This window comes from Bacillus sp. FJAT-28004 (genome assembly GCF_001280845.1).
Classification (GTDB): Bacteria; Bacillota; Bacilli; order Paenibacillales; family Paenibacillaceae; genus Pristimantibacillus.
In genome coordinates this window covers 33,272-52,386 of the sequence record NZ_LGHP01000002.1, presented here as the reverse complement: position 1 = coordinate 52,386, position 19,115 = coordinate 33,272, and the positions used below count along the sequence as shown (strand labels likewise).

At 46.3% G+C, this 19,115-nt stretch carries 22 protein-coding genes and 1 other annotated feature; all 22 genes read right to left on the bottom strand.

Going from position 1 to position 19,115, the window contains the following annotated elements:
• The coding region (locus tag AC787_RS34885; protein WP_054027247.1) for a LysM peptidoglycan-binding domain-containing protein at positions 1 to 1,439 on the bottom strand (1,439 nt) is incomplete at its 3' end.
• A gap of 197 nt (positions 1,440 to 1,636) precedes the next feature.
• Complete coding sequence (pheA, locus tag AC787_RS22590; protein WP_054027246.1) at positions 1,637 to 2,512, bottom strand: prephenate dehydratase; 876 nt, start codon at positions 2,510 to 2,512, stop codon at positions 1,637 to 1,639.
• Positions 2,509 to 3,495, bottom strand: coding sequence for a homoserine kinase (gene thrB, locus AC787_RS22585; RefSeq protein WP_054027245.1), 987 nt, complete (start codon positions 3,493 to 3,495; stop codon positions 2,509 to 2,511). The genes pheA and thrB overlap by 4 nt, the downstream gene beginning before the upstream one ends.
• Positions 3,496 to 3,500: 5 nt before the next feature.
• Positions 3,501 to 4,787, bottom strand: a complete 1,287-nt coding sequence (locus tag AC787_RS22580) for a homoserine dehydrogenase (protein WP_054027244.1) — start codon at positions 4,785 to 4,787, stop codon at positions 3,501 to 3,503.
• Positions 4,788 to 4,811: 24 nt separating this feature from the next.
• Positions 4,812 to 5,249 (bottom strand): ACT domain-containing protein, encoded by a 438-nt coding sequence (locus AC787_RS22575; RefSeq protein WP_054027243.1) that lies wholly within the window; start codon positions 5,247 to 5,249, stop codon positions 4,812 to 4,814.
• A gap of 131 nt (positions 5,250 to 5,380) precedes the next feature.
• Positions 5,381 to 6,706, bottom strand: a complete 1,326-nt coding sequence (gene obgE / locus AC787_RS22570) for a GTPase ObgE (RefSeq protein ID WP_054027242.1) — start codon at positions 6,704 to 6,706, stop codon at positions 5,381 to 5,383.
• A 13-nt stretch (positions 6,707 to 6,719) separates the two neighbouring features.
• Positions 6,720 to 7,457, bottom strand: a complete 738-nt coding sequence (locus AC787_RS22565) for a Spo0B domain-containing protein (RefSeq protein WP_054027241.1) — start codon at positions 7,455 to 7,457, stop codon at positions 6,720 to 6,722.
• Positions 7,458 to 7,689: 232 nt separating this feature from the next.
• On the bottom strand, positions 7,690 to 8,001 hold the full coding sequence (gene rpmA, locus AC787_RS22560; protein ID WP_054027240.1) for a 50S ribosomal protein L27: 312 nt from the start codon (positions 7,999 to 8,001) through the stop codon (positions 7,690 to 7,692).
• A gap of 88 nt (positions 8,002 to 8,089) precedes the next feature.
• The gene (locus tag AC787_RS22555) at positions 8,090 to 8,428 is read right to left on the bottom strand and encodes a ribosomal-processing cysteine protease Prp (protein ID WP_054027239.1); all 339 of its coding nucleotides are present in this window, start codon (positions 8,426 to 8,428) and stop codon (positions 8,090 to 8,092) included.
• Positions 8,429 to 8,439: 11 nt separating this feature from the next.
• On the bottom strand, positions 8,440 to 8,751 hold the full coding sequence (gene rplU, locus AC787_RS22550; RefSeq protein ID WP_053374798.1) for a 50S ribosomal protein L21: 312 nt from the start codon (positions 8,749 to 8,751) through the stop codon (positions 8,440 to 8,442).
• A 15-nt stretch (positions 8,752 to 8,766) separates the two neighbouring features.
• Positions 8,767 to 8,856: a sequence feature (ribosomal protein L21 leader region), on the bottom strand.
• Between the two features lie 101 nt (positions 8,857 to 8,957).
• On the bottom strand, positions 8,958 to 10,187 hold the full coding sequence (locus AC787_RS22545) for an Rne/Rng family ribonuclease (protein WP_054027238.1): 1,230 nt from the start codon (positions 10,185 to 10,187) through the stop codon (positions 8,958 to 8,960).
• 37 nt (positions 10,188 to 10,224) lie between these two features.
• Entirely contained in the window at positions 10,225 to 11,106 is an 882-nt protein-coding gene (locus AC787_RS22540) for a M50 family metallopeptidase (protein ID WP_054027237.1), read from the bottom strand.
• Positions 11,099 to 12,109, bottom strand: a complete 1,011-nt coding sequence (locus tag AC787_RS22535) for a M23 family metallopeptidase (RefSeq protein WP_082361044.1) — start codon at positions 12,107 to 12,109, stop codon at positions 11,099 to 11,101. Before AC787_RS22535 ends, AC787_RS22540 begins: the two co-directional genes overlap by 8 nt.
• Before the next feature lie 65 nt (positions 12,110 to 12,174).
• Positions 12,175 to 13,320, bottom strand: coding sequence for an FtsW/RodA/SpoVE family cell cycle protein (locus AC787_RS22530; RefSeq protein WP_054027235.1), 1,146 nt, complete (start codon positions 13,318 to 13,320; stop codon positions 12,175 to 12,177).
• Positions 13,321 to 13,327: 7 nt separating this feature from the next.
• The gene (gene minD, locus AC787_RS22525) at positions 13,328 to 14,119 is read right to left on the bottom strand and encodes a septum site-determining protein MinD (RefSeq protein WP_054027234.1); all 792 of its coding nucleotides are present in this window, start codon (positions 14,117 to 14,119) and stop codon (positions 13,328 to 13,330) included.
• Positions 14,120 to 14,122: 3 nt separating this feature from the next.
• Positions 14,123 to 14,788 carry a septum site-determining protein MinC gene (locus AC787_RS22520; RefSeq protein ID WP_054027233.1) on the bottom strand — a complete coding sequence of 222 codons (666 nt, stop codon included), beginning with the start codon at positions 14,786 to 14,788 and terminating at the stop codon, positions 14,123 to 14,125.
• A gap of 65 nt (positions 14,789 to 14,853) precedes the next feature.
• Positions 14,854 to 15,378 carry a rod shape-determining protein MreD gene (gene mreD, locus AC787_RS22515; protein WP_054027232.1) on the bottom strand — a complete coding sequence of 175 codons (525 nt, stop codon included), beginning with the start codon at positions 15,376 to 15,378 and terminating at the stop codon, positions 14,854 to 14,856.
• Positions 15,375 to 16,238, bottom strand: coding sequence for a rod shape-determining protein MreC (gene mreC, locus AC787_RS22510; RefSeq protein WP_054028146.1), 864 nt, complete (start codon positions 16,236 to 16,238; stop codon positions 15,375 to 15,377). The genes mreD and mreC overlap by 4 nt, the downstream gene beginning before the upstream one ends.
• Positions 16,239 to 16,296: 58 nt before the next feature.
• Positions 16,297 to 17,328, bottom strand: a complete 1,032-nt coding sequence (locus AC787_RS22505) for a rod shape-determining protein (protein ID WP_054027231.1) — start codon at positions 17,326 to 17,328, stop codon at positions 16,297 to 16,299.
• 39 nt (positions 17,329 to 17,367) lie between these two features.
• Complete coding sequence (gene radC, locus AC787_RS22500) at positions 17,368 to 18,057, bottom strand: RadC family protein (protein ID WP_054027230.1); 690 nt, start codon at positions 18,055 to 18,057, stop codon at positions 17,368 to 17,370.
• Between the two features lie 89 nt (positions 18,058 to 18,146).
• On the bottom strand, positions 18,147 to 18,776 hold the full coding sequence (locus tag AC787_RS22495; RefSeq protein ID WP_054028145.1) for a Maf family protein: 630 nt from the start codon (positions 18,774 to 18,776) through the stop codon (positions 18,147 to 18,149).
• 54 nt (positions 18,777 to 18,830) lie between these two features.
• A complete protein-coding gene (locus AC787_RS22490) occupies positions 18,831 to 19,073 on the bottom strand; it encodes a DUF4321 domain-containing protein (RefSeq protein ID WP_054027229.1) in 243 nt (80 codons plus the stop codon).
• Between the last annotated feature and the right edge of the window lie 42 nt (positions 19,074 to 19,115).

Here is a 19,115-nt window from a genome sequence, read left to right as displayed (position 1 = left end):
GGCTGTGTCGCCATTGGCGATACCATGCCTTGGTTTGGCTGTGTCGCCATTGGCGATACCATGCCTTGGTTTGGCTGCGTCGCCATTGGCGATACCATGCCTTGGTTCGGCTGTGTCGCCATTGGCGATACCATGCCTTGGTTTGGCTGCGTCGCCATTGGCGATACCATGCTTTGGTTAGGGGAAGCAGAAGCTCCCGCTACCATCTGACTATTTTCTTGCATGCCTTGTTGGAGAGGACTAACCATTGGATAACCATAACCCCATTCCGAACCAACGCCCATGGGCATACTAGAAGGAGATGGATAACTTCCGACAAAAACCATCCCTGGAGGACATTCAAATGGTGCCTCGTGACCTTCACTCATTGGGCTTACCATACTTCCGAATGGCACTGGTTGATGCCAATCGCCATAACCGTAACCATGATCCATATGAGCTGGCATAGTCATTGGTTGGCCATAACCATACCCTGTGTGCATTGGCATGATCATCGGTTGCCCGTATCCTGTCTGGGCTGGCATGGTCATAGGCTGACTGTGCCCATATCCTCCGTAAGTAGGCTGTTGTGCAACAGGTGATACTGCTTCAGGCGCTTTAGGCAAATCATACAAGGATAATGCTTCGGTTGCCGGAATGCCATATTGTTTGAATAGATCAACATTCGGCTTATATTCAGAATGAATCGGTTTGAGCTTCTTCTCAACAGGCTTCTCGATCGGCAGCGCTTTTTTGGCTGGCTCAATAGCTGCCGCTTTAGGGGCAGGAAGAGGAGCTGGTTCTACTGGCTTCACAATAGGAGCTGTTGGTTTCTTCTCTTGAACAGGTGCAACCGGCGTTACAGGAGCCGGGGCTACTGGTGCTGGAGCAATAGGCGCAGTTGGCGTCTTGCCTGCAATTGGAGCTGTTGGCGTTTTGCCAGCGATTGGAGCTGTTGGTGTTTTTCCAATAATAGGAGCTGTAGAAAGCTTTCCGACCCAGCCCTGTACCCCTTGCATGATTGAACTTGGGTGAAGGGCGTGGTGACCTCCCGTGTTTTGTGCCAAGCTCTGACCAGTATTATGTCCTGTACCCTGGCCACCAGTTCCTTCAGTCATCGTTTCGCCAACCTTAGGAATGTTCACAATTTCACCAGTAAGCAGCACGTTAGGGTTTTTAAGCTGCGGATTCACTTTAATCATATCCGCTAGAGGCACACCCCAAGCCTTCGAGAGCTTCCAAAGCGTATCACCTTGTTTTACAATGTGTTGGTGCATGATATCCATTCCACCTCCTGAGCCCCCCGTGTGGCTTGACGGAATTTTCAGCTTCATGCCAACATCAATGGCGTCCGGATTCGTAATACCCGGATTCAGCTTCAAAAGCTCTTCGAGCGTTACGTTATACTTTTGGCCGATAAAGTATAAGGACTCGCCCTTTTTCACAATATGGATTTTCACTCGCTGTTAACCTCCTGTCACGTTCTGAATAACCAGGCACTGCTAATGCCTATTATCAATCCTTACATCCTATGCAGAATATGGGCAGGTGTCTCCACTTTCACAAAAAAAATAGTAAAAAAGCCGAGCTCACCCCTCAGAGTGAACCCGGCTTTCTATAAACACATCGATTATTATTGCACTTTTACGAATAAAAGCTATTGTTGTTTCTTGAATTCAGTAAAGCTTGGATAGCTTCCTAATACGCGAACCTGGCAGCCAATTGCTTCAATTTCTTGTATGGCCGATGGCAGCAGAACGGTATCAAGAGCCATGTCAATGTCGATAAAGAAATAATAATTGCCGAGCTTCTTCTTCGTCGGGCGGGATTCAATACGGGACAAGTTGATTTTGCGCCATGCAAAAGCAGATAGAACCTGATGTAGCGCCCCCGGGTAGTCTTCTGGCAACGTTATTAATATGCTCGTTTTTATATTATCGGATTGACGATCCGTGTACGGTTTTGACCCGACCAGCAAAAAACGAGTGTAGTTATTATCATGATCCGTAATTTCGCTTGCAAGAACATCGAGCTTCTCGTTCGCAGCAGCCGTCATCGTGCCTATAGCCGCCAAACCAGCGTTCGGGTTGTTCTTAACGATTCTAACACCCTCTGCTGTACTGCTGACATGCTCTGTGACGGCATGCGGTAGATGCGTTCGTAAAAATTGCAAGCACTGTGCGATCGCTACAGGATGGCTAATCACTTTGGTAATACGCGAGTAATCCAGTTCCCCGTTATCGTTTAACAGCTCGGATTGACGGCCAATTAAATTTTGAATGGACGGGTAAACCCACTCCGCTTGAATCGGAATATCAACCTCATGTACAAGCCAATCCATATGGAGGCTTACGGAACCCTCTATCGTATTCTCGATCGGAATGACGCTGTAATCACTTATTCCGTTGACTGTAGATAAGAACACATCGGATATTAACCTATGATGCTTCCAGTCTATTTCTTCTCCGCGGAATAAATGTCTCGCTGCTTCATCCGATACGGAACCAGCAGGTAAAACTGCTATCGTCTTCATCGCTTCATTTCTCCTTTAATTCTATCCGGCAGAGGAATCGCAGGTTGCGAAGAAATATCCTCTATCGTAATTTGAGGACCCTGAGCGCATGGAGACAACCATAGCGTCTTCGCTTCAATTCCCTCCTGCTTCAGCGTATCAAGCAGAAATGTTTCGAGCATGGATTCGCCTGAGCTGTGTTCAGTCCCAGCCTCAACAAATGCAATCAGCGTCGGCCCTGCTCCGCTTAGCGCTGCGCCCAGCGCGCCGTGCTCTACCGCGCGCTCTAGAATGGTCGCCATGCCCGGAATCAACGCTGCACGATAAGGCTGGTGCAGCCGATCCTTCATCGCATGGCGGATCATTCCCAGCTCGCCGCCAGCAAGCGCAGCGACGAGCAAAGAGCTGCGGCTGACGTTAAATATTGCGTCAGCCATACTGATTGAAGACGGCAGCGCGTGGCGCGCTTTCTCCGTCGACAACTGAAAGGCTGGAATCGCTACTAGCGTCTTGAGCTTGTGATGCGGCTCAATTCTAACATAATCAGCTCTCTCTCCATCCCAAGCAGAGACGACAATGCCGCCGAATAAGGATGCGCCCACATTATCCGGATGCCCTTCCAGCGCTGTTGCCATTTGGAACAGCTTATCATCCGTAAGCGGACTGCCAATCAATGCGTTTGAAGCTACAAGAGCGCCAACTATAGCTGATGCGCTGCTGCCAAGACCGCGAGTAAGCGGAATATCGCTGTGCATCGAAATAGAGAGCTCAGGCACAGATACGCCTGCCTCTTTGAACACAAGCTGCGCAACCTTATAGATCAAATTGGTTTTGTCTTTTGGCAAACCACTCATTTGATCGCCGTAAAACTGGAATTCTGTTTGTTCAGAGACGCTCATCTCAATCCAAGCATATAACGAAAGTGCCATCCCAAGCGTGTCGAAGCCTGGTCCTAGATTAGCCGTGCTTGCTGGTATTTTCACGATAACTCTGCGATTGTTCATAAGCTTTATCCTTCTACGCGATAGACGCTTTTCACTTTATGAACGACATCCAGTGACTCAAACTTAGAAAGTACCTTCTGGATTGCAGCTTTGTTCGCATCATGAGTGATGATGATGATCTCAGCTTCCGGACTTGACGGTGTCGGCTGCTGCAATACAGACTCCAAGCTAACCTCAAAGTCAGCTAGTACTTGCGTAATGCGTGCAAGAACACCGGCACGATCCGCTACATTAAGTAGAATGAAATATTTCGATGAAATTTGCTCGTCGGTTTTGAGTTTCTTCTCTTTATATGCAAGACTTCCCTGCATACCGTTCACGCCAAGCTTTAGGTTCTTCACGACTGCAACCAAATCGGATACGATCGAGGTAGCCGTCGGAAGCTCACCCGCGCCTGCACCGTAGAACATCGTTTCGCCAACAGCTTCGCCATATACATAAACCGCGTTAAATACGCCATTAACCGATGCGATCGGATGTGATTGTTTAACCATCGTTGGTTGTACGCTGATGCTGATAAGGTCATCCTGACGCTCTGCGATACCTAGCAGCTTCACTTCATAACCCAGACGCTTCGCATACAAAATATCCTCTTTCGATACGGAAGAAATGCCTTGAACGGATACGTCCTCAAGCGCTACATTCGCGCGGAAGCCGATCGTAGCGAGAATTGTCATTTTGCGCGCTGCATCCAGTCCTTCAACATCCGATGTCGGATCTGACTCAGCATAACCCAGCTCCTGAGCTTCCTTAAGCACATCTAGGTAGGAAGCGCCCTCTTGACTCATCTTTGTCAAAATAAAATTGGTAGTGCCGTTCACGATACCCATAATCTTATTAATGCGGTCGGAGGCGAAACCTTCGACAAGCGTACGTATAATCGGAATGCCGCCAGCTACGCTTGCTTCATATAGCACGTCGCAACGGTTTTCTTTGGCTTTCGCCAATATTTCAGGACCATGCATAGCCATCAAATCTTTATTTGCGGTTACTACATGCTTGCCAAGGGAGAGTGCTTCCAAAATATACTCTTTTGTAAGCCCGATTCCTCCCATAACTTCAACAATTACATCAATCTCAGGGTGACGGATTACTTCCCAAGGATCCTCAGTGAGCTTGCTTGAGTCAACTGCAATATTACGCGATTTACTTTTGTCTTGAACGAGTACCTTTTCAATTACGATCGGCGAGCCGACCTGACTTGCCAAATCATCCTGATGCCCTTCAACAATGCGAACTACACCAGTACCAACTGTTCCAAGACCTAATAATCCAACTTTAACCGGCTTCATATATACCCTCCATTATCGATTCTGTTATCCTTGTCCGATGACCGAAGCTTTACGCACGCCAGCTTGGCTGCGAAGCATCTCGACCAGCGATGACAGTTCCCCGGAAAGCTGCGAAATATCGACCGAAATGACGACATTAGCGAACCCTTGAAGCGGAATAGTCTGATTCATCGTCAGCACATTGCCATCCAAGCTCGCTACCATGCTAAGCACGTTCGAGAGCACGCCTGAACGATGCTCCAAATCCATGGAGATCGTCGCAATTCGTTCTCGTTCCAGCTCATTAAGCGCATAGACACCATCTTTATACTTATAAAAAGCGCTTCGGCTAAGTCCCACGCGTTCAACCGCTTCATGAACGGTTGCCGCATCTCCCCGGCCAAGCATCTCCTTTACTTGTATCGTCTTCATAATCGCTTCCGGTAAAATATCCTCTCGAACGACATAATAGCGTTTCGTCACTATTCGTCCTCCTCAAAAAGACAATTGTTCACCTATAGTGGACATTATATCGAAATATACAGCTTGGGGCAATAGGCAAAATAAGAAAAGACGGCTTTCGCCGTCTTCATTTCTTAATATGTGCGAATGCTCTAGCCATTCGGATTATAGTCGCTGCCCTCGAAGAATTCAAAAGCAAAATCACCGATTTGAACCATATCGCCGTCTTTTGCTCCCATCTTCCGAAGCTCGGCATCAACGCCCATTTTGCGCATCGTACGCGCAAAGCGCATGACCGCATCATAGGAAGTCAAATTCATCCGTTTCATATAATTACTAATACCTTCGCTCACGATAACGTACACTTCATCTTCCTTATGGATAGTGAATGTCGTTTCTTGACGCTTCTCGTACGTGTAAACCTTCCGTTCAGCAACATCTTTCACATCTGCGATTTCAACTTGCTCAGAAACCGTATCCAGAACGTCAGCTGCTTTATATAGAAGTTCCTGTACGCCTTTTTTCGTTAGCGAGGAGATTGGCAAAATTTCATATTGGCGATCACCGCTTACTTCTGCAAGCTTCTGCTTGAACAATTCAAGCTGCTCCTCAGAATCCGGCATGTCCATTTTGTTAGCTGCAATAATTTGCGGACGATCTGCGAGCTTCTCATTATAGAGAACAAGCTCCTCATTGATTTTCACCCAATCCTCGAAAGGATCGCGTCCCTCAGATGCAGACATATCAATGACATGAACGATAACTCTTGTCCGCTCTACGTGACGAAGAAACTCATGGCCGAGGCCTACGCCCTCATGTGCTCCTTCAATTAACCCAGGCAAGTCAGCCATAACGAAGCTGCGGCTATCCCCGACGTCAACGACACCTAGATTAGGTGTAATCGTCGTAAAATGATATGCACCAATTTTGGGCTTAGCGCCAGAAACGACGGATAGCAAAGTGGATTTACCTACGCTAGGAAAACCAACTAGGCCTACATCAGCCATTACCTTAAGCTCAAGCACAACCCAGCGCTCTTGCCCCTCTTCTCCATTCTCCGAAATATATGGAGCTGGATTATTTTGCGTAGCGAAGCGAATATTGCCGCGTCCACCGCGTCCGCCTTTTGCAATAACGATTTGTTGACCGTGACGAGTCATATCCGCAATAATTTCTTGCGTATCATCATCAACGATTATTGTGCCCGGCGGAATACGTACGATTGTATCGTCAGCGCCCGCTCCATGCATGCTTTTTACTTTTCCGCGCTCACCGCGATCAGCCTTGAAATGCTTCTGATAGCGGAAGTCCATTAGTGTACGAAGCCCTTCGTCAACTTGAAAAATCAAGTCTCCGCCACGGCCACCGTCTCCGCCTGCAGGACCGCCCTGCTCGACATACTTCTCACGGCGAAAAGAAACGATACCATCGCCTCCGTCGCCGCCTTTTACAAATATCTTCGCTTTATCGACAAACATGTTGTGCCCCCGTTCATGCGCGCATTTCCGCCCTCAGCAACACCTTTGCATACGGTTGCTCGAAGTTGATCGGCTGCATTGGCGCGCCTACCAAATGCTGTTGTATTTTTTGCTTCCATTGCTGTTCATTCATTAGTTCGCCATCATAATAGAAAGTTGCATACAGTGCATCCTCATCTAGCGATAGCTCCAGCGTAAGAACAGCAGCATCACCATAGCCAGGCTTCGCCGCAAACCGATATGCGTTAATCGTATGAATGAGCGTTTCGGCTATTTGATCGGCTTCTGCCGTTATTTCGTTTAAATGAATATCGCCTTTAATGACAACTTGCAATTCCAGCGCATTCGTTATCGTACGAAACGATTGGATATAACTAATCAGAGATGGAACACCCAGCTTGGATATACTACTCTCCACAGCCATCCGTTCACTTATTTTCTCCACAAACTCGACGGCTTTATCCAGCTTTTTTAGCCTAATATAACCAAACACGACTTGCAGGTCGTTCATCCAGTCATGACGATGATGATTGAGAGTTCGTATGGCAGAATTTTGCAACGAGTGAATCGTCCGCGTAGTCTGCTCTGCGTGCTCTTTTCTTTCCGTTCGTATCCAGTAAGTCGCAACAGCTATAAGCCAAACGAGAAAGACAGCAGTTAACCACACTTGATTGGGCCAAATAAATACAGCAGCAGATGGCAATACGATTGTTGCTGCCACGTAATATTTCGCCTTTGTTAAGCGTCCCATTGATTAAACCTACTTTCGTCGTATTTCCCGAAAATATAAGCATTTATAAGTAAGTTTCCTAATAAACGGCTTATATTTCCCCGTCAAAGCTACTTCATCGTCTAAAGACTCTGAAAGCGTTTTTGCTCGCTTATCCAGTATATCATGCGGCCGTCCTACGGTCATCAACCATGGAATAAAAAAACCCGGCCAAGCGATGCAGGCCGGGGCTTGTTGCATATATTAGGTTGTATTAAGCTTCTACTGCTGCAGCTACCGGAGCAAGAACAGCTGGATACACGCTCACTTTTTTGCGGTCGCGTCCCCAACGTTCGAACTTCACTACGCCTTCTACTTTTGCATAAAGCGTATCGTCTTTCCCGATGCCTACGTTAGTTCCTGGGTGAATTTTTGTTCCGCGTTGGCGAAACAAAATGCTTCCAGCAGATACGGTTTGACCGTCAGCACGTTTAGCGCCAAGGCGTTTCGACTGTGAGTCACGTCCGTTTCTAGTGGAACCTACACCTTTCTTCGAAGCGAAGAGCTGAAGATTCAGTTTCAACATAGTTATTCCCTCCTTCTAAAGGATTGGTGAGCAAACCTGCTTCGTAAGCATGAACTTAAGGTTTGTGAAACAAACCTACTCCGAACGCTTACGCATTAAGATGTTCATGAATGACGACATGCTTGCCGTATGATTTTGCAATAGTGTCAAGCATAACCGCCATCGATTCCAGCAGCAGCTGCATCCGACCATCCGAAGCCTCGTCTGCAAGCGTCGGAATATCCGACGATAGCCAGCCGTTCTTCATCTTGGCAGGGAGCTCCTCTCCTGCAAGAGCTTCGATCGCGTTAACGGTACCAACCGAAATGGCTGATACACCCGCACAAACGATATCTTTGCCGGGTTTCGCATATTTAGCATGTCCTTCGACCGCAAAAGATACGATACGTCTGTCAGCGGCTCTTCGTACAAAGGTAACTGTTATCATAGAAATTCCTCTTACGCTTGGATTTTCTCGATTGTTACTTTTGTAAACGGTTGACGATGACCTTGCTTACGACGATAGTTCTTTTTGGCTTTGTATTTGTAAACGATGATTTTTTGGCCTTTGCCTTGTTTCTCGACTTTGCCTGTTACTGTAGCGCCGGAAACAACCGGAGTTCCAGTTACAAGACCGTCACCTTTAGAAACCGCCAAAACACGATCAAACGTTACGCTTTCGCCTGCTTCAGAATCCAGTTTTTCGATGTAGATAACATCGCCTTCCTGAACTTTGTATTGCTTGCCGCCAGTTACGATAATTGCGAACATTGTTGGTGCACCTCCTTATTTTCGAAGACTCGCCTAATTCAGGTGGCTCACGGCATGAGCCGTAAACGCTTATTTACCCAATCGGAGCGGTACTTGTACGTCCCATTCCAATGAGGTACGAGACACACACCCAAAGATTGTACCATACTATGCAAGCTATATCAATTCATCCACCAAGAAATTTAAAACTATTTATACAACTCTAATCATTTTAAATGCGCTCCGCAACTCTCACAGCGCTCGATCAGTTGTTGGACAGCATTCTCACGAGCCTTTTTACGCGTCATTTCTATTAATCCCAGCTTTGTCCAGCCTAAGATCGTACATTTCGTTTGATCATTGCGCGACTTCTCTACGAGTCTCTGCATCACCTGTTCACGGTGGTTATCCTGCTCCATATCAATAAAATCAATAATAATAATGCCGCCTACATCTCTAACTCGAAGCAATCTCGCGATTTCGTCTGCTGCTTCCATATTCGTGCGAAATACGGTGTCCTCAAGGCCAGAGGTCCCGATAAATCTGCCCGTGTTCACATCAATGACCGTCAATGCTTCCGTCTCTTCCCAAATGAGATAGCCTCCGCAGGTAAGTGAGATTTTTTGATCGAATGCCCTCGTCACCTGCTCCGTCACTCGGTACGTATCAAACAAGGAAATGCCTTGCCTAGACTCGAAGCACTTTAGCCGCTCGCGCAGCTGAGGTGTCATCTCCTCGAGCAGTGCTGATGCTTCATCAAATCTTTCCGCATCGTCTATCCAAATTTCATCCATATCCATCGTTAACGTGTCCCTTACAGCTCGCCGCATCAAGCCTGCCTCTCTATGCAGCTCACTTGGCGCACTCGCTTCTTGGCTGCGTTCAGCAATGCCTTGCCAAATCTCTCTTAACCCAGAGACATCGGCATGCAAAGACAGCTCACTTTCAGCTCCAGCCGCCGTACGTAAAATAATGCCTTCCTCCAGCTCCCTTAGATTCTCACCAATCGCGCGTAAACGAGCTCGCTCGCTTTCAGTGCTAATCTTCTTAGAAACGCCGATATAATCAGCATTTGGCATATAAACAAGAAAGCGGCCAGGCAGCGAGAAATGTGTGGTTACACGGGCTCCTTTGCCTCCCAGCGGCTCTTTCATTACTTGTACCAGTAATTCCTGTCCAGGTTTAACTATATTCTGAATGAGCGGCTTTTCTGCGGGTTGTTTTTCCAAATGAGGATGGAGCAGCTCATCTATGTACAAAAATGCATTTTTAGTTAGTCCGACATCTACGAATGCCGCTTGCATGCCTGGCAAAACGTTCACGACACGTCCTTTATACACATTGCCAACCAAACTGCTTGCTTTTGATTTTTCCATAAAAAATTCAACTAGTCGGCCATTTTCAAGTACAGCGGTTTGCAGCATTTCACCATTTACGTGCATCAACATTTGCTTCATTTCTGAATATCACCTGCCCGTACGCTTTTCATCTATTTTAACTGAAAAGTTCGGACACTGCACGATTCGGATTATTTTCGGACAAACAACCCTCGACAATTTTCTGCTCCGGCAGCACTCTGACCTCTTTGCTGTGTGCCTCAACCATATAAATTAAATGATATCGTTCCCTTTGGAAAAGCCTCGCTACGGAAATGATCGACTGCTTGCCGCTTACAATAATCGGACTTGCGATGTGCCCGAGTTTCAAAGCTTGCAAAGTAATTCGTTCGCGGTATAGCAAAAAACGATAAAACAAAAACGGAACGTTGCGGTAATACGTCCAATTCGTCATGACAAGAAATATGCCGACAATCAACAGATTGAGCTGCACACCGTCCTTGTATACAAGCCACGGAAGAAAAGAAACGATGATCATAAGCATACTGAACAATAGGCTGACGCGAGCGGACCAAATAAGCATCTTATAATAGTTGACCGTGTAGCTTAAGGTCGCCTGCAGCAGCTTCCCCCCATCAAGTGGGTGAATAGGCAGTAAATTAAACATGCCGATCATTACATTTGCCTTCCACACATATTCAGCCCACTCAGGGTCCCATAAACCTAGCTGTCCGCAGCCCCAAGCAGCTAGTCCCATCCAAACATTTTGCAAAGGACCCGCAATAGCTACGATTGCTTCTTCTTTTGCGGGTACGCCGCCAGCTTCCTCTACCTCTACAACTCCGCCGAAGGGCAGCAGCTTTACTTCTTTTATCGTCCAGCCATAGCCCCGCGCTACAATGACATGACCAATCTCATGGACAAGCACAAGTAGGAACAATGTGATGAGCTCGGCAAAGTAGCCCGTCATGACCGACCCAAGCATAATGATTACGAACAGGGGATGGACCGACCATAGGATCCCTTTCCATTTAATCAATCGGTATCACGCCCACTGGATCGATATACAAGTTATCTTGTTTTACAGCAAAATATAGCAGGCTGGGCTGCGTACCTTCTGATTTCAACAGGTTGCCGATCGAATCGCCTGCCTCAACCCAATCATTTACTTTAACATTGGTTTTCCCAAGCATTCCATATACCGTTACGCGTTGATTAACATGCTGGATCACTATCGTAGAACCTTGGTCGCTTTGATCTGACAATAGCAGTACGCGCCCCGTTTCTGCGGCTACGACCTCTGCTTCAGAGCTACCAGCAAGCTCTATTCCGTTCAGCAGCTCCGCAAAGGTCCGTATAAGTGATCCCCCTTGCAATGGCGTCACAATCGGCAGCTTTACCGTCCCATCCGCGCCTACTACATCTTCAGAGTTGTCCTGAAAGATAGGTATAAAAGAAGGAGCACCGGCAAAAGTTTCCTTGTACCACGCAGCAGCTGCTGCAAAATCGATCTCATCCGTAAGTGCTTGTTTAACGAGCGCTTGTCCCTTGAGTGTGTATACCGTGTCGTAACGAAACATCGCCCATACCGCACCAAATAACAATAACGCGATTCCCAATTTCCATTTCAGTTCCTTGCCAAACGTATGATTATTTTTCCCTCCGCCTGATCCCGGTTCATTATGATTCGAAAGATCAGGCCCTTTCACAAATCTTCGCTTATCTATGAACCCTTTGTCCTCTTTCCAATTATCCCAAGGATTCGGGTTAGTTTTCCAAACGACCTCTGGGTCGAGCTCTTCTACCTCGTCTTCATCAAAATATTCGTGTTTGTATGGCATGCGCGGGTCTGAATACAGATCCTCCTGCGCCGATGGAGATTGTCGACCCCCTGCAAGTTGATTTTTCTGCTGATTGCGCCGTTTCTCATTATCCTTCATTAGCATCTCATGTTCCCCCGCTTCCATCATCCTTGGGACAGCTTGTTCCTTTATACATGGATATGTGGGGAATGAGACAAGTATGCGAGCGCTATTGCTCATAAAAAAAAGCCACCCCGATCGGATGACATCCGTTTCAGTAGCAGCTTCCTAGCTTGACTTATATTTTAATCAGCCATCTCGTATTTTTCTTGATGGGCCTTTATGCTAAACACGAGCCCGATTGACAACATATTGAGAAGTAGAGATGTGCCTCCATAGCTTATAAAAGGCAATGTTATTCCCGTTATTGGCATAATTCCAATCATCATTCCAATGTTCTGGAACACCTGGAACACATACATCGATACTATTCCAATAACGATATATGAGGCTCGCAAATCATAACATTTAAAGGCTATAATGATCATTCGATAAATGAGCAGAAAATAAAGAAGCAGTAGTATCGCTGCGCCTTGAAACCCGAATTCCTCTCCAACAACAACGAAGATTGAATCTGAATACGGATAAGGAACGAATCCGCCATTTTTCATATCGCCTTGCAAATATCCGTCTCCATTTAAACCCCCAGAGCCGATTGCGATTTGCGCGTTTTCCGATTGATGACTATCATCAGCCGTGGCTGTCTCAGGATTGATAAACGTATTAATCCTTTTATGCCAGTGTCCCATTTCGTTATCGTTCAAGAAAGTGAAAATTTGTTGGTTAAATGTATTGAACAGAGAAACAAAAAGAACTAAACCAACAATAACAACCCCAAGACCTGCAACGACATGAGTATACTTTACATTGCCAATCCACAACATCCCTAATACGATAACAACGTAGATGATCGCATTGCCGAGATCAGGCTGAATCATAACGAGCAAAAACGGTAAAAAAGCAAAGGCAGCTATCGGAAGCAAGTCTCGAGAAAACGTCAACCGATCACCCTGTCGACGTCCCATAATATAAGCGATCCCGATAATGAGTATGATTTTGACCATTTCCGCTGGTTGAAACGAAAAGCTTCCAAACTGAAACCATCCTCTGGCACCATTGATAACCGCACCAAAAAAATATACTAGAATTAACAATACAACCCCGATGCCGTAAAGGACATGCCAGCTCTTTAGCACAATACGATAATCAAATAAGGTAGCAGCGATAGCAACGAAAAAGCCCAATCCGTAAAACTTGAGTTGTTTAAACTCAGATCCGGCATATTTCGGGAAATTTGCAGTTGCACTATGAATGAGAAGGGTACTGAAAATCATGAGGAGTACTAAGATTATCAAAATACCCCAATCCAACTTTTTTATTTTGTTAAGCAAGTCGTAATCATCCTATTCCAAGGAACTTACGGAAACGTTTGAACGCTCCCGCCTTCTCATCGAGCAGCATGAGTGGAACCATGTCGCCGAGTATACGGCGTGCAATGTTTCGATAGGCGATTGCGGCACGTGAAGCCGGATTCATTACCGTCGGCTCTCCGCTGTTAGCGGCAGAAATAACTTTCTCGTCATCAGGAACGATCCCGATTAGATCAACTGCCAGTACTTGACAAATTTCATCGATATCAAGCATTTCACCGGTTTTCATCATATTTTGACGAATGCGGTTGATGATGAGCTTACTCGGTATTTTCTCTTGCTCAAGCAGCCCGATTACACGATCGGCATCACGCACCGCAGCGTTTTCCGGTGTAGTGATCACAATAGCCCGGTCAGCTCCCGCAATCGCGTTTCGAAAACCGTGTTCGATCCCAGCTGGGCAATCTATAATAACGTAGTCATGCTCTTTCTTGAGCTCTAAAATCATATTCCGAACCTGTTCAGGCGTAACAGAATCCTTATCCTTCGTCTGTGCGGCAGGAAGCATATAAAGTTCTTCAAAACGCTTGTCCTTTACGAGCGCCTGATTCAAGCGGCAGCGACCCTCGGCAACATCAACCAAATCATAGATGATTCGATTTTCAAGCCCCATCACCACATCTAGATTGCGAAGTCCGATATCTGTATCAACCATGCATACCTTCTTACCAAGTAAAGCTAGCGCGGTACCCAGGTTTGCCGAGGTCGTCGTCTTGCCGACGCCGCCTTTACCTGATGTTACAACAATCGCTTCTCCCATGCTTTACACTCCTTTAAACATTATAGGATTATGCCGTATGCGGAATAATTGCGCTAGCTTGTCAATTTGCATTCGGCCTTCGCTTAGGAAGGCGAACTCCATAGAGGCATCGCCGGTCATCCATTCTTCTGGCGGTCTGCTGATGACATCCGCAATGCGAAGCTGAGTTGGACGCATAAGCGATGTCGCAATAATGACGTCAGTCCGTCCGCCAACCCCTGCATGCGCGGTGCCGCGCAAGGCGCCCAGCACATAAATGTCACCTGTGCACACTAACGTCCCGCCTGGATTCAAATCGCCGATTAAAAGTAAATCCCCATCATGCTCATAGGTCTGACCCGAGCGTATAATAGATGTGAGCACTTGCAGAGTAGGTTGCTGTTCTAACTGAGGATCGATCTTCGGCGCTTCAGACTCAACAGATTGAACCATCAGGTTTCCTTGTGATCGTATCACGTTTTTGATGCGATCTTTATCATCATCAGATATGTGCCTGGATCCGAGCTTCACCTGAACGTGAACAAGTGGACCTGCGAGCAACTGCTGATGCGTCTTCTCCAGCTTGTATTGCAATTCATCTAGAAGCGTCGCAAATTCACATTTATCGTCGAGAAGGAACACGAGACCTTCTTTTACACCCTTAATAATAATATGCTGCTTATCGGTCACGTTCGTCCCTCCCCAACCTAATGGATTCTTGCTAAGCTGGGCAAAATCCTGCCTGCATCAATATTTTATTCCTCGTCCTTCTCTGCCTTCACCTTTGTCTGCCCTTCAAACCATTTTCTTACCGGTACATAACACAGGAGTGCAAACGCCAGCTGTAAAAATAAACTAGGAAGGATATGATCAATGAGTGCCCATGCATAGCTTTCATTCGTAATCCGAAAAACTTTGTATATAAAATATATGACGCTATCATACAAGAGACAAGCAAAACCAATAATTGATATAGCCATCAAGAGCGTTGAACGGCGATGCTCCAGCAAAACCCCCGTAAAATAACCCATTAAACCCATAATAAAGGCATTAATGCCTAGCAGATGACCAAAATACACAACATCCTGAAGCATTCCGAAACTTATGCCAAGCATTAGCGCTAGATGCCTTCTGCTATAGAGACCAGAGAAAATGACCATTACAAATACAAAGTGAGGAATGATCCGTTGACCGAAGCCAGCTGGAATAATCCACGGCATCACTGCTCCCTCGATAACGAACAAGAGCAACATGAGCAGGATAATTCGGTTCAATCTCATTTCTCGGCTTCCTCCAATGCAGGCACCTGAACAACGAACACCTCAGTTAAATGATCAAAGCTTGCCGAAAGCTTAACCGCAGCGTTATAGGTAAGACCGAAATCACCAAGCTGCTTGTTTTCAACCGTTCCGACAACGAGACCTCTTGGATAAATACCGCCTAGACCTGACGTTATAACGGTATCTTGAATATCTATTTTATCATCTTCAGCAATTTTCGTCATAACGATCCTGGATGTTTCCTTGTTGTAGCTGCTTAAAATACCGAAAGATTCATTCTCTCGTCCCATAACTGTTACTGCAATGGAGTTGAATGTAGGCGATGCTTCATCTAGTTCTGTAATTGGCGTAACCGCTGCTGTAAAAGGAGTTACCGAGCTTACGAGACCGATCAAACCATCAATGGTCGTTACAGCCATATTTGGTTTGATGCCATTTTTGGAACCTAAATTAATCGTCATGGTCCGATTGTTTGCATCATTGCTGATAGACACGACCTGCGCAATCAAATAATTATAATTATACATTTCCTTCTGGCGTTCCGTGAACTTAAGGTCAGCCTTTAGGCGCTCATTCTCTTTCTCTACGAAATTGTACGTAATCTTATCGCGAGAATAGGCAGCGACAGTAGTGCGCAGCTGCTCATTTTCTTCATAAATCGTACGTAAATTGCCGATATCCTCGAAGAAGCCCGCTATATAACCAGCGGGCTTGTAGAACCATTGCTGCACGTATGCTGCCGAATCCTTCAGAAATTTTTCCGGCCATGTTAATTCCTTGCGATCGCTTAGCGAGAAGCCGATGACCGCTATGCACAAAATAAACCCGATCATAAGCATAAACATTCGCTTATTTCGCATTAGCTTAAACAGCTCGACCACCTGCCCATTTCATATCCGTTTCCCCTGCGGACCTTATTTAGCGTCTCGAACGAGATGCTGAGCTTCTTGCCTTAAATAAATGAATGTTATCAAGTGAGCGGCCTGTGCCGATTGCTACACAATCAAGCGGATTATCAGCAACGATGACTGGCATTCCAGTCTCTCTTTGCAGCAGCTTGTCCAGGTTGCGCAGCAAGGCGCCTCCACCCGTAAGTACGATACCCCGGTCCATAATATCTGCAGATAGCTCCGGCGGACATTTCTCAAGCGTTACTTTGACTGCATCAACGATAGCGTTCACCGTATCCGCCAATGCTTCCGTTATCTCATCGGATGTAATCGCAAGTGTTTTTGGCAATCCCGATACGAGATCGCGTCCACGAATTTCAATTGTTTCAGGACGATCTAGAGGAAGCGCCGAACCTATCTCCATCTTCAACTGCTCGGATGTTCTTTCCCCGATCATAAGGTTGTATTGTCTTTTAATATATTGAATAACCGCTTCATCCATCTCGTCACCAGCTACACGAATGGATCTTGCTGTAACGATTCCGCCTAATGAAATTACAGCAACCTCTGTCGTTCCTCCGCCAATATCAACTACCATGCTGCCAGTTGGCTCCCATACAGGCAGATCCGCACCGATAGCTGCTGCGAACGGTTCTTCAATCGTATAGGCTTCACGAGCTCCAGCTTGCTTAGTAGCATCCTCAACAGCACGTTTCTCAACTGCTGTAATTCCTGACGGCACGCAAACCATTACGTTCGGATGACGCGGAAATAAAGAGCGCTGCTTCTGGGCTTGGCGAATAAAATATTTAATCATCGTTGCTGTTGTTTCGAAATCAGCGATAACGCCATCTTTCATTGGACGAACAGCACGAATATTGCCAGGCGTTCTACCGATCATTTTTTTAGCTTGCTCGCCTACTGCTTCAATTGTTTTTGTATCTGTACGAAGGGCCACCACCGAAGGCTCCCTTACCACAATTCCTTTTCCCTTTACGAATACCAGCGTATTCGCTGTCCCTAAATCAATACCCAAATCTTTCGAAAAACCACCAAACATGTTCTTGCTCCCTTCTAATTGCCACATCACTTTATTATATTACATATGACCTTGTTCCTTCAAACTTACGTATCTTCCGTCTCCGATAACCAAATGGTCAAGTACTTCTATTCCGATTAGCTGTCCAGCTTCCGCCAGACGTCCCGTTAACGCAATGTCTTCCGGGCTAGGCGTAGGATCGCCGCTTGGGTGATTATGAACACAAATGATAGATGCGCTGTTACGCGAAATAGCTGCACGAAATACTTCTCGAGGATGAACAAGCGATGCATTGAGCGTACCGACAGATAAGGTTTCACGGGCCATAATGTGATTCTTCGTGTTTAGAAATAAACATACGAAGTGCTCCTTCTTCAAATAACGGAGCTCTTCCATCACAAAGTCAGCAGCATCCTGCGGCTTGCGCACGATAACCGCTTCACCAAGTTGACTCCGGGTTATTCTTCTTCCCAGTTCAATGCCGGCACGAAGCTGAATCGCCTTTGCCGGGCCAATTCCTCGAATGGCTGTTAATTCTTCCATGCTCATATCCATTAAATTTCGCAAGCTGCCGCATTGCTTTAGCACTGCTCCTGCCACATGTACGGCGGATTGCCGCTTCGTACCTGTGCGCAGCAGTATAGCTAGCAATTCGGTATGGCTAAGTGCTTCTGCCCCATATTTCATCATGCGCTCTCTTGGACGTTCTTCATGGGGGACATCACGCAAAATCATAGGTTGCGGCAACATGTCCCAATCCCGCCTCTTCGAAAAATGAATTATTCATATCCTGCCACATTCAAGAAAAAAAATCCGATTGAAATCAATTAAGTTCCCTTTTAAAAAACAGCAATGTCATAGGTAGCGAGCATGTCTGAGAGAAGCGATAAGGGCAAGCCAACAACATTGAAATAACAGCCGTCAATTCGCTCTACAATCGTCGCACCCAGACCTTGTATGCCATAAGAGCCCGCTTTGTCCCGCGGCTCGCCAGTGGCAACGTACCTAGCAATTTGATTCTCACTAAGAGGCTTCATGATCACCTTTGTTTTGCGATGAGCAACCAAGGCCTCCCCAGTAGAAGACTGAACGCAAGCAACACCTGAGTACACTTCATGGGCACGACCTTGGAGTCGTCTAAGCATAGCTTTAGCCTCTTCATCGTCAACAGGCTTGCCAAGCACATCGCCGTCAAGAACTACAATGGTATCCGCACCAATTATTAAAGACGTCAGTACCTCCTGCTTTTGTTGCAATAAAGGTATAGCTGCTTTTGCTTTGCGCAGGCTGAGCTGCTCGACAACCTGCGATGGTGACCAGCCTGCTTCAATCGTTTCATCCGTATCAGTAGACAAAATATAAACCGGCAAAGAAAGGTCCAGCGATGCGACCAGTTCCTTCCGGCGCGGTGACGAAGAGGCCAGTACTAGCTGGCTAATTGCTTCGTTGCGTAATGTTTTAAATTCCATATTTTGAATGCTGCGCTCCCTCATGCTTTCCTTCATGCGTCAATATCCGATTCTCTACATTTTGCGGTACAACCAGATCGCAATAACGGCTCCAATTAAGCTAATCATGCTGAATTGAAGATGCAGCGATAAGTTGAAACTAAGCACATATAGATCCACAGCAGGTGACCATGATGTTTCGATCGGGTTCGTCAAAAAAGAGATGCCGGGAACTGGAGCCAGCCATCGTGCTACTAGAGCACCGGCTAACAAGCCAAGTATGATAAAAATGAGAAGAATCCAGCCGTTTTTCTTCATCTTTCAACGCCTCTCGTCATGAATTGACACCTAAGACTATTA

Coding starts and splice junctions, on each gene's coding strand:
- AC787_RS22545 (WP_054027238.1), bottom strand. CDS start 10,187: ATGAAGCAAATGTTGATGCACGTAAATGGTGAAATGCTGCAAACCGCT.
- mreC (WP_054028146.1), bottom strand. CDS start 16,238: ATGCGAAATAAGCGAATGTTTATGCTTATGATCGGGTTTATTTTGTGC.
- AC787_RS22490 (WP_054027229.1), bottom strand. CDS start 19,073: ATGAAGAAAAACGGCTGGATTCTTCTCATTTTTATCATACTTGGCTTG.
- AC787_RS22580 (WP_054027244.1), bottom strand. CDS start 4,787: ATGAAGCCGGTTAAAGTTGGATTATTAGGTCTTGGAACAGTTGGTACT.
- thrB (WP_054027245.1), bottom strand. CDS start 3,495: ATGAACAATCGCAGAGTTATCGTGAAAATACCAGCAAGCACGGCTAAT.
- mreD (WP_054027232.1), bottom strand. CDS start 15,378: ATGAGATTGAACCGAATTATCCTGCTCATGTTGCTCTTGTTCGTTATC.
- rplU (WP_053374798.1), bottom strand. CDS start 8,751: ATGTTCGCAATTATCGTAACTGGCGGCAAGCAATACAAAGTTCAGGAA.
- AC787_RS22505 (WP_054027231.1), bottom strand. CDS start 17,328: ATGTTTGGTGGTTTTTCGAAAGATTTGGGTATTGATTTAGGGACAGCG.
- AC787_RS22495 (WP_054028145.1), bottom strand. CDS start 18,776: ATGGAATTTAAAACATTACGCAACGAAGCAATTAGCCAGCTAGTACTG.
- AC787_RS22555 (WP_054027239.1), bottom strand. CDS start 8,428: ATGATAACAGTTACCTTTGTACGAAGAGCCGCTGACAGACGTATCGTA.
- AC787_RS22535 (WP_082361044.1), bottom strand. CDS start 12,109: ATGAGCAATAGCGCTCGCATACTTGTCTCATTCCCCACATATCCATGT.
- obgE (WP_054027242.1), bottom strand. CDS start 6,706: ATGTTTGTCGATAAAGCGAAGATATTTGTAAAAGGCGGCGACGGAGGC.
- AC787_RS22565 (WP_054027241.1), bottom strand. CDS start 7,457: ATGGGACGCTTAACAAAGGCGAAATATTACGTGGCAGCAACAATCGTA.
- pheA (WP_054027246.1), bottom strand. CDS start 2,512: ATGAAGACGATAGCAGTTTTACCTGCTGGTTCCGTATCGGATGAAGCA.
- rpmA (WP_054027240.1), bottom strand. CDS start 8,001: ATGTTGAAACTGAATCTTCAGCTCTTCGCTTCGAAGAAAGGTGTAGGT.
- minD (WP_054027234.1), bottom strand. CDS start 14,119: ATGGGAGAAGCGATTGTTGTAACATCAGGTAAAGGCGGCGTCGGCAAG.
- radC (WP_054027230.1), bottom strand. CDS start 18,057: ATGTTGCCGCAACCTATGATTTTGCGTGATGTCCCCCATGAAGAACGT.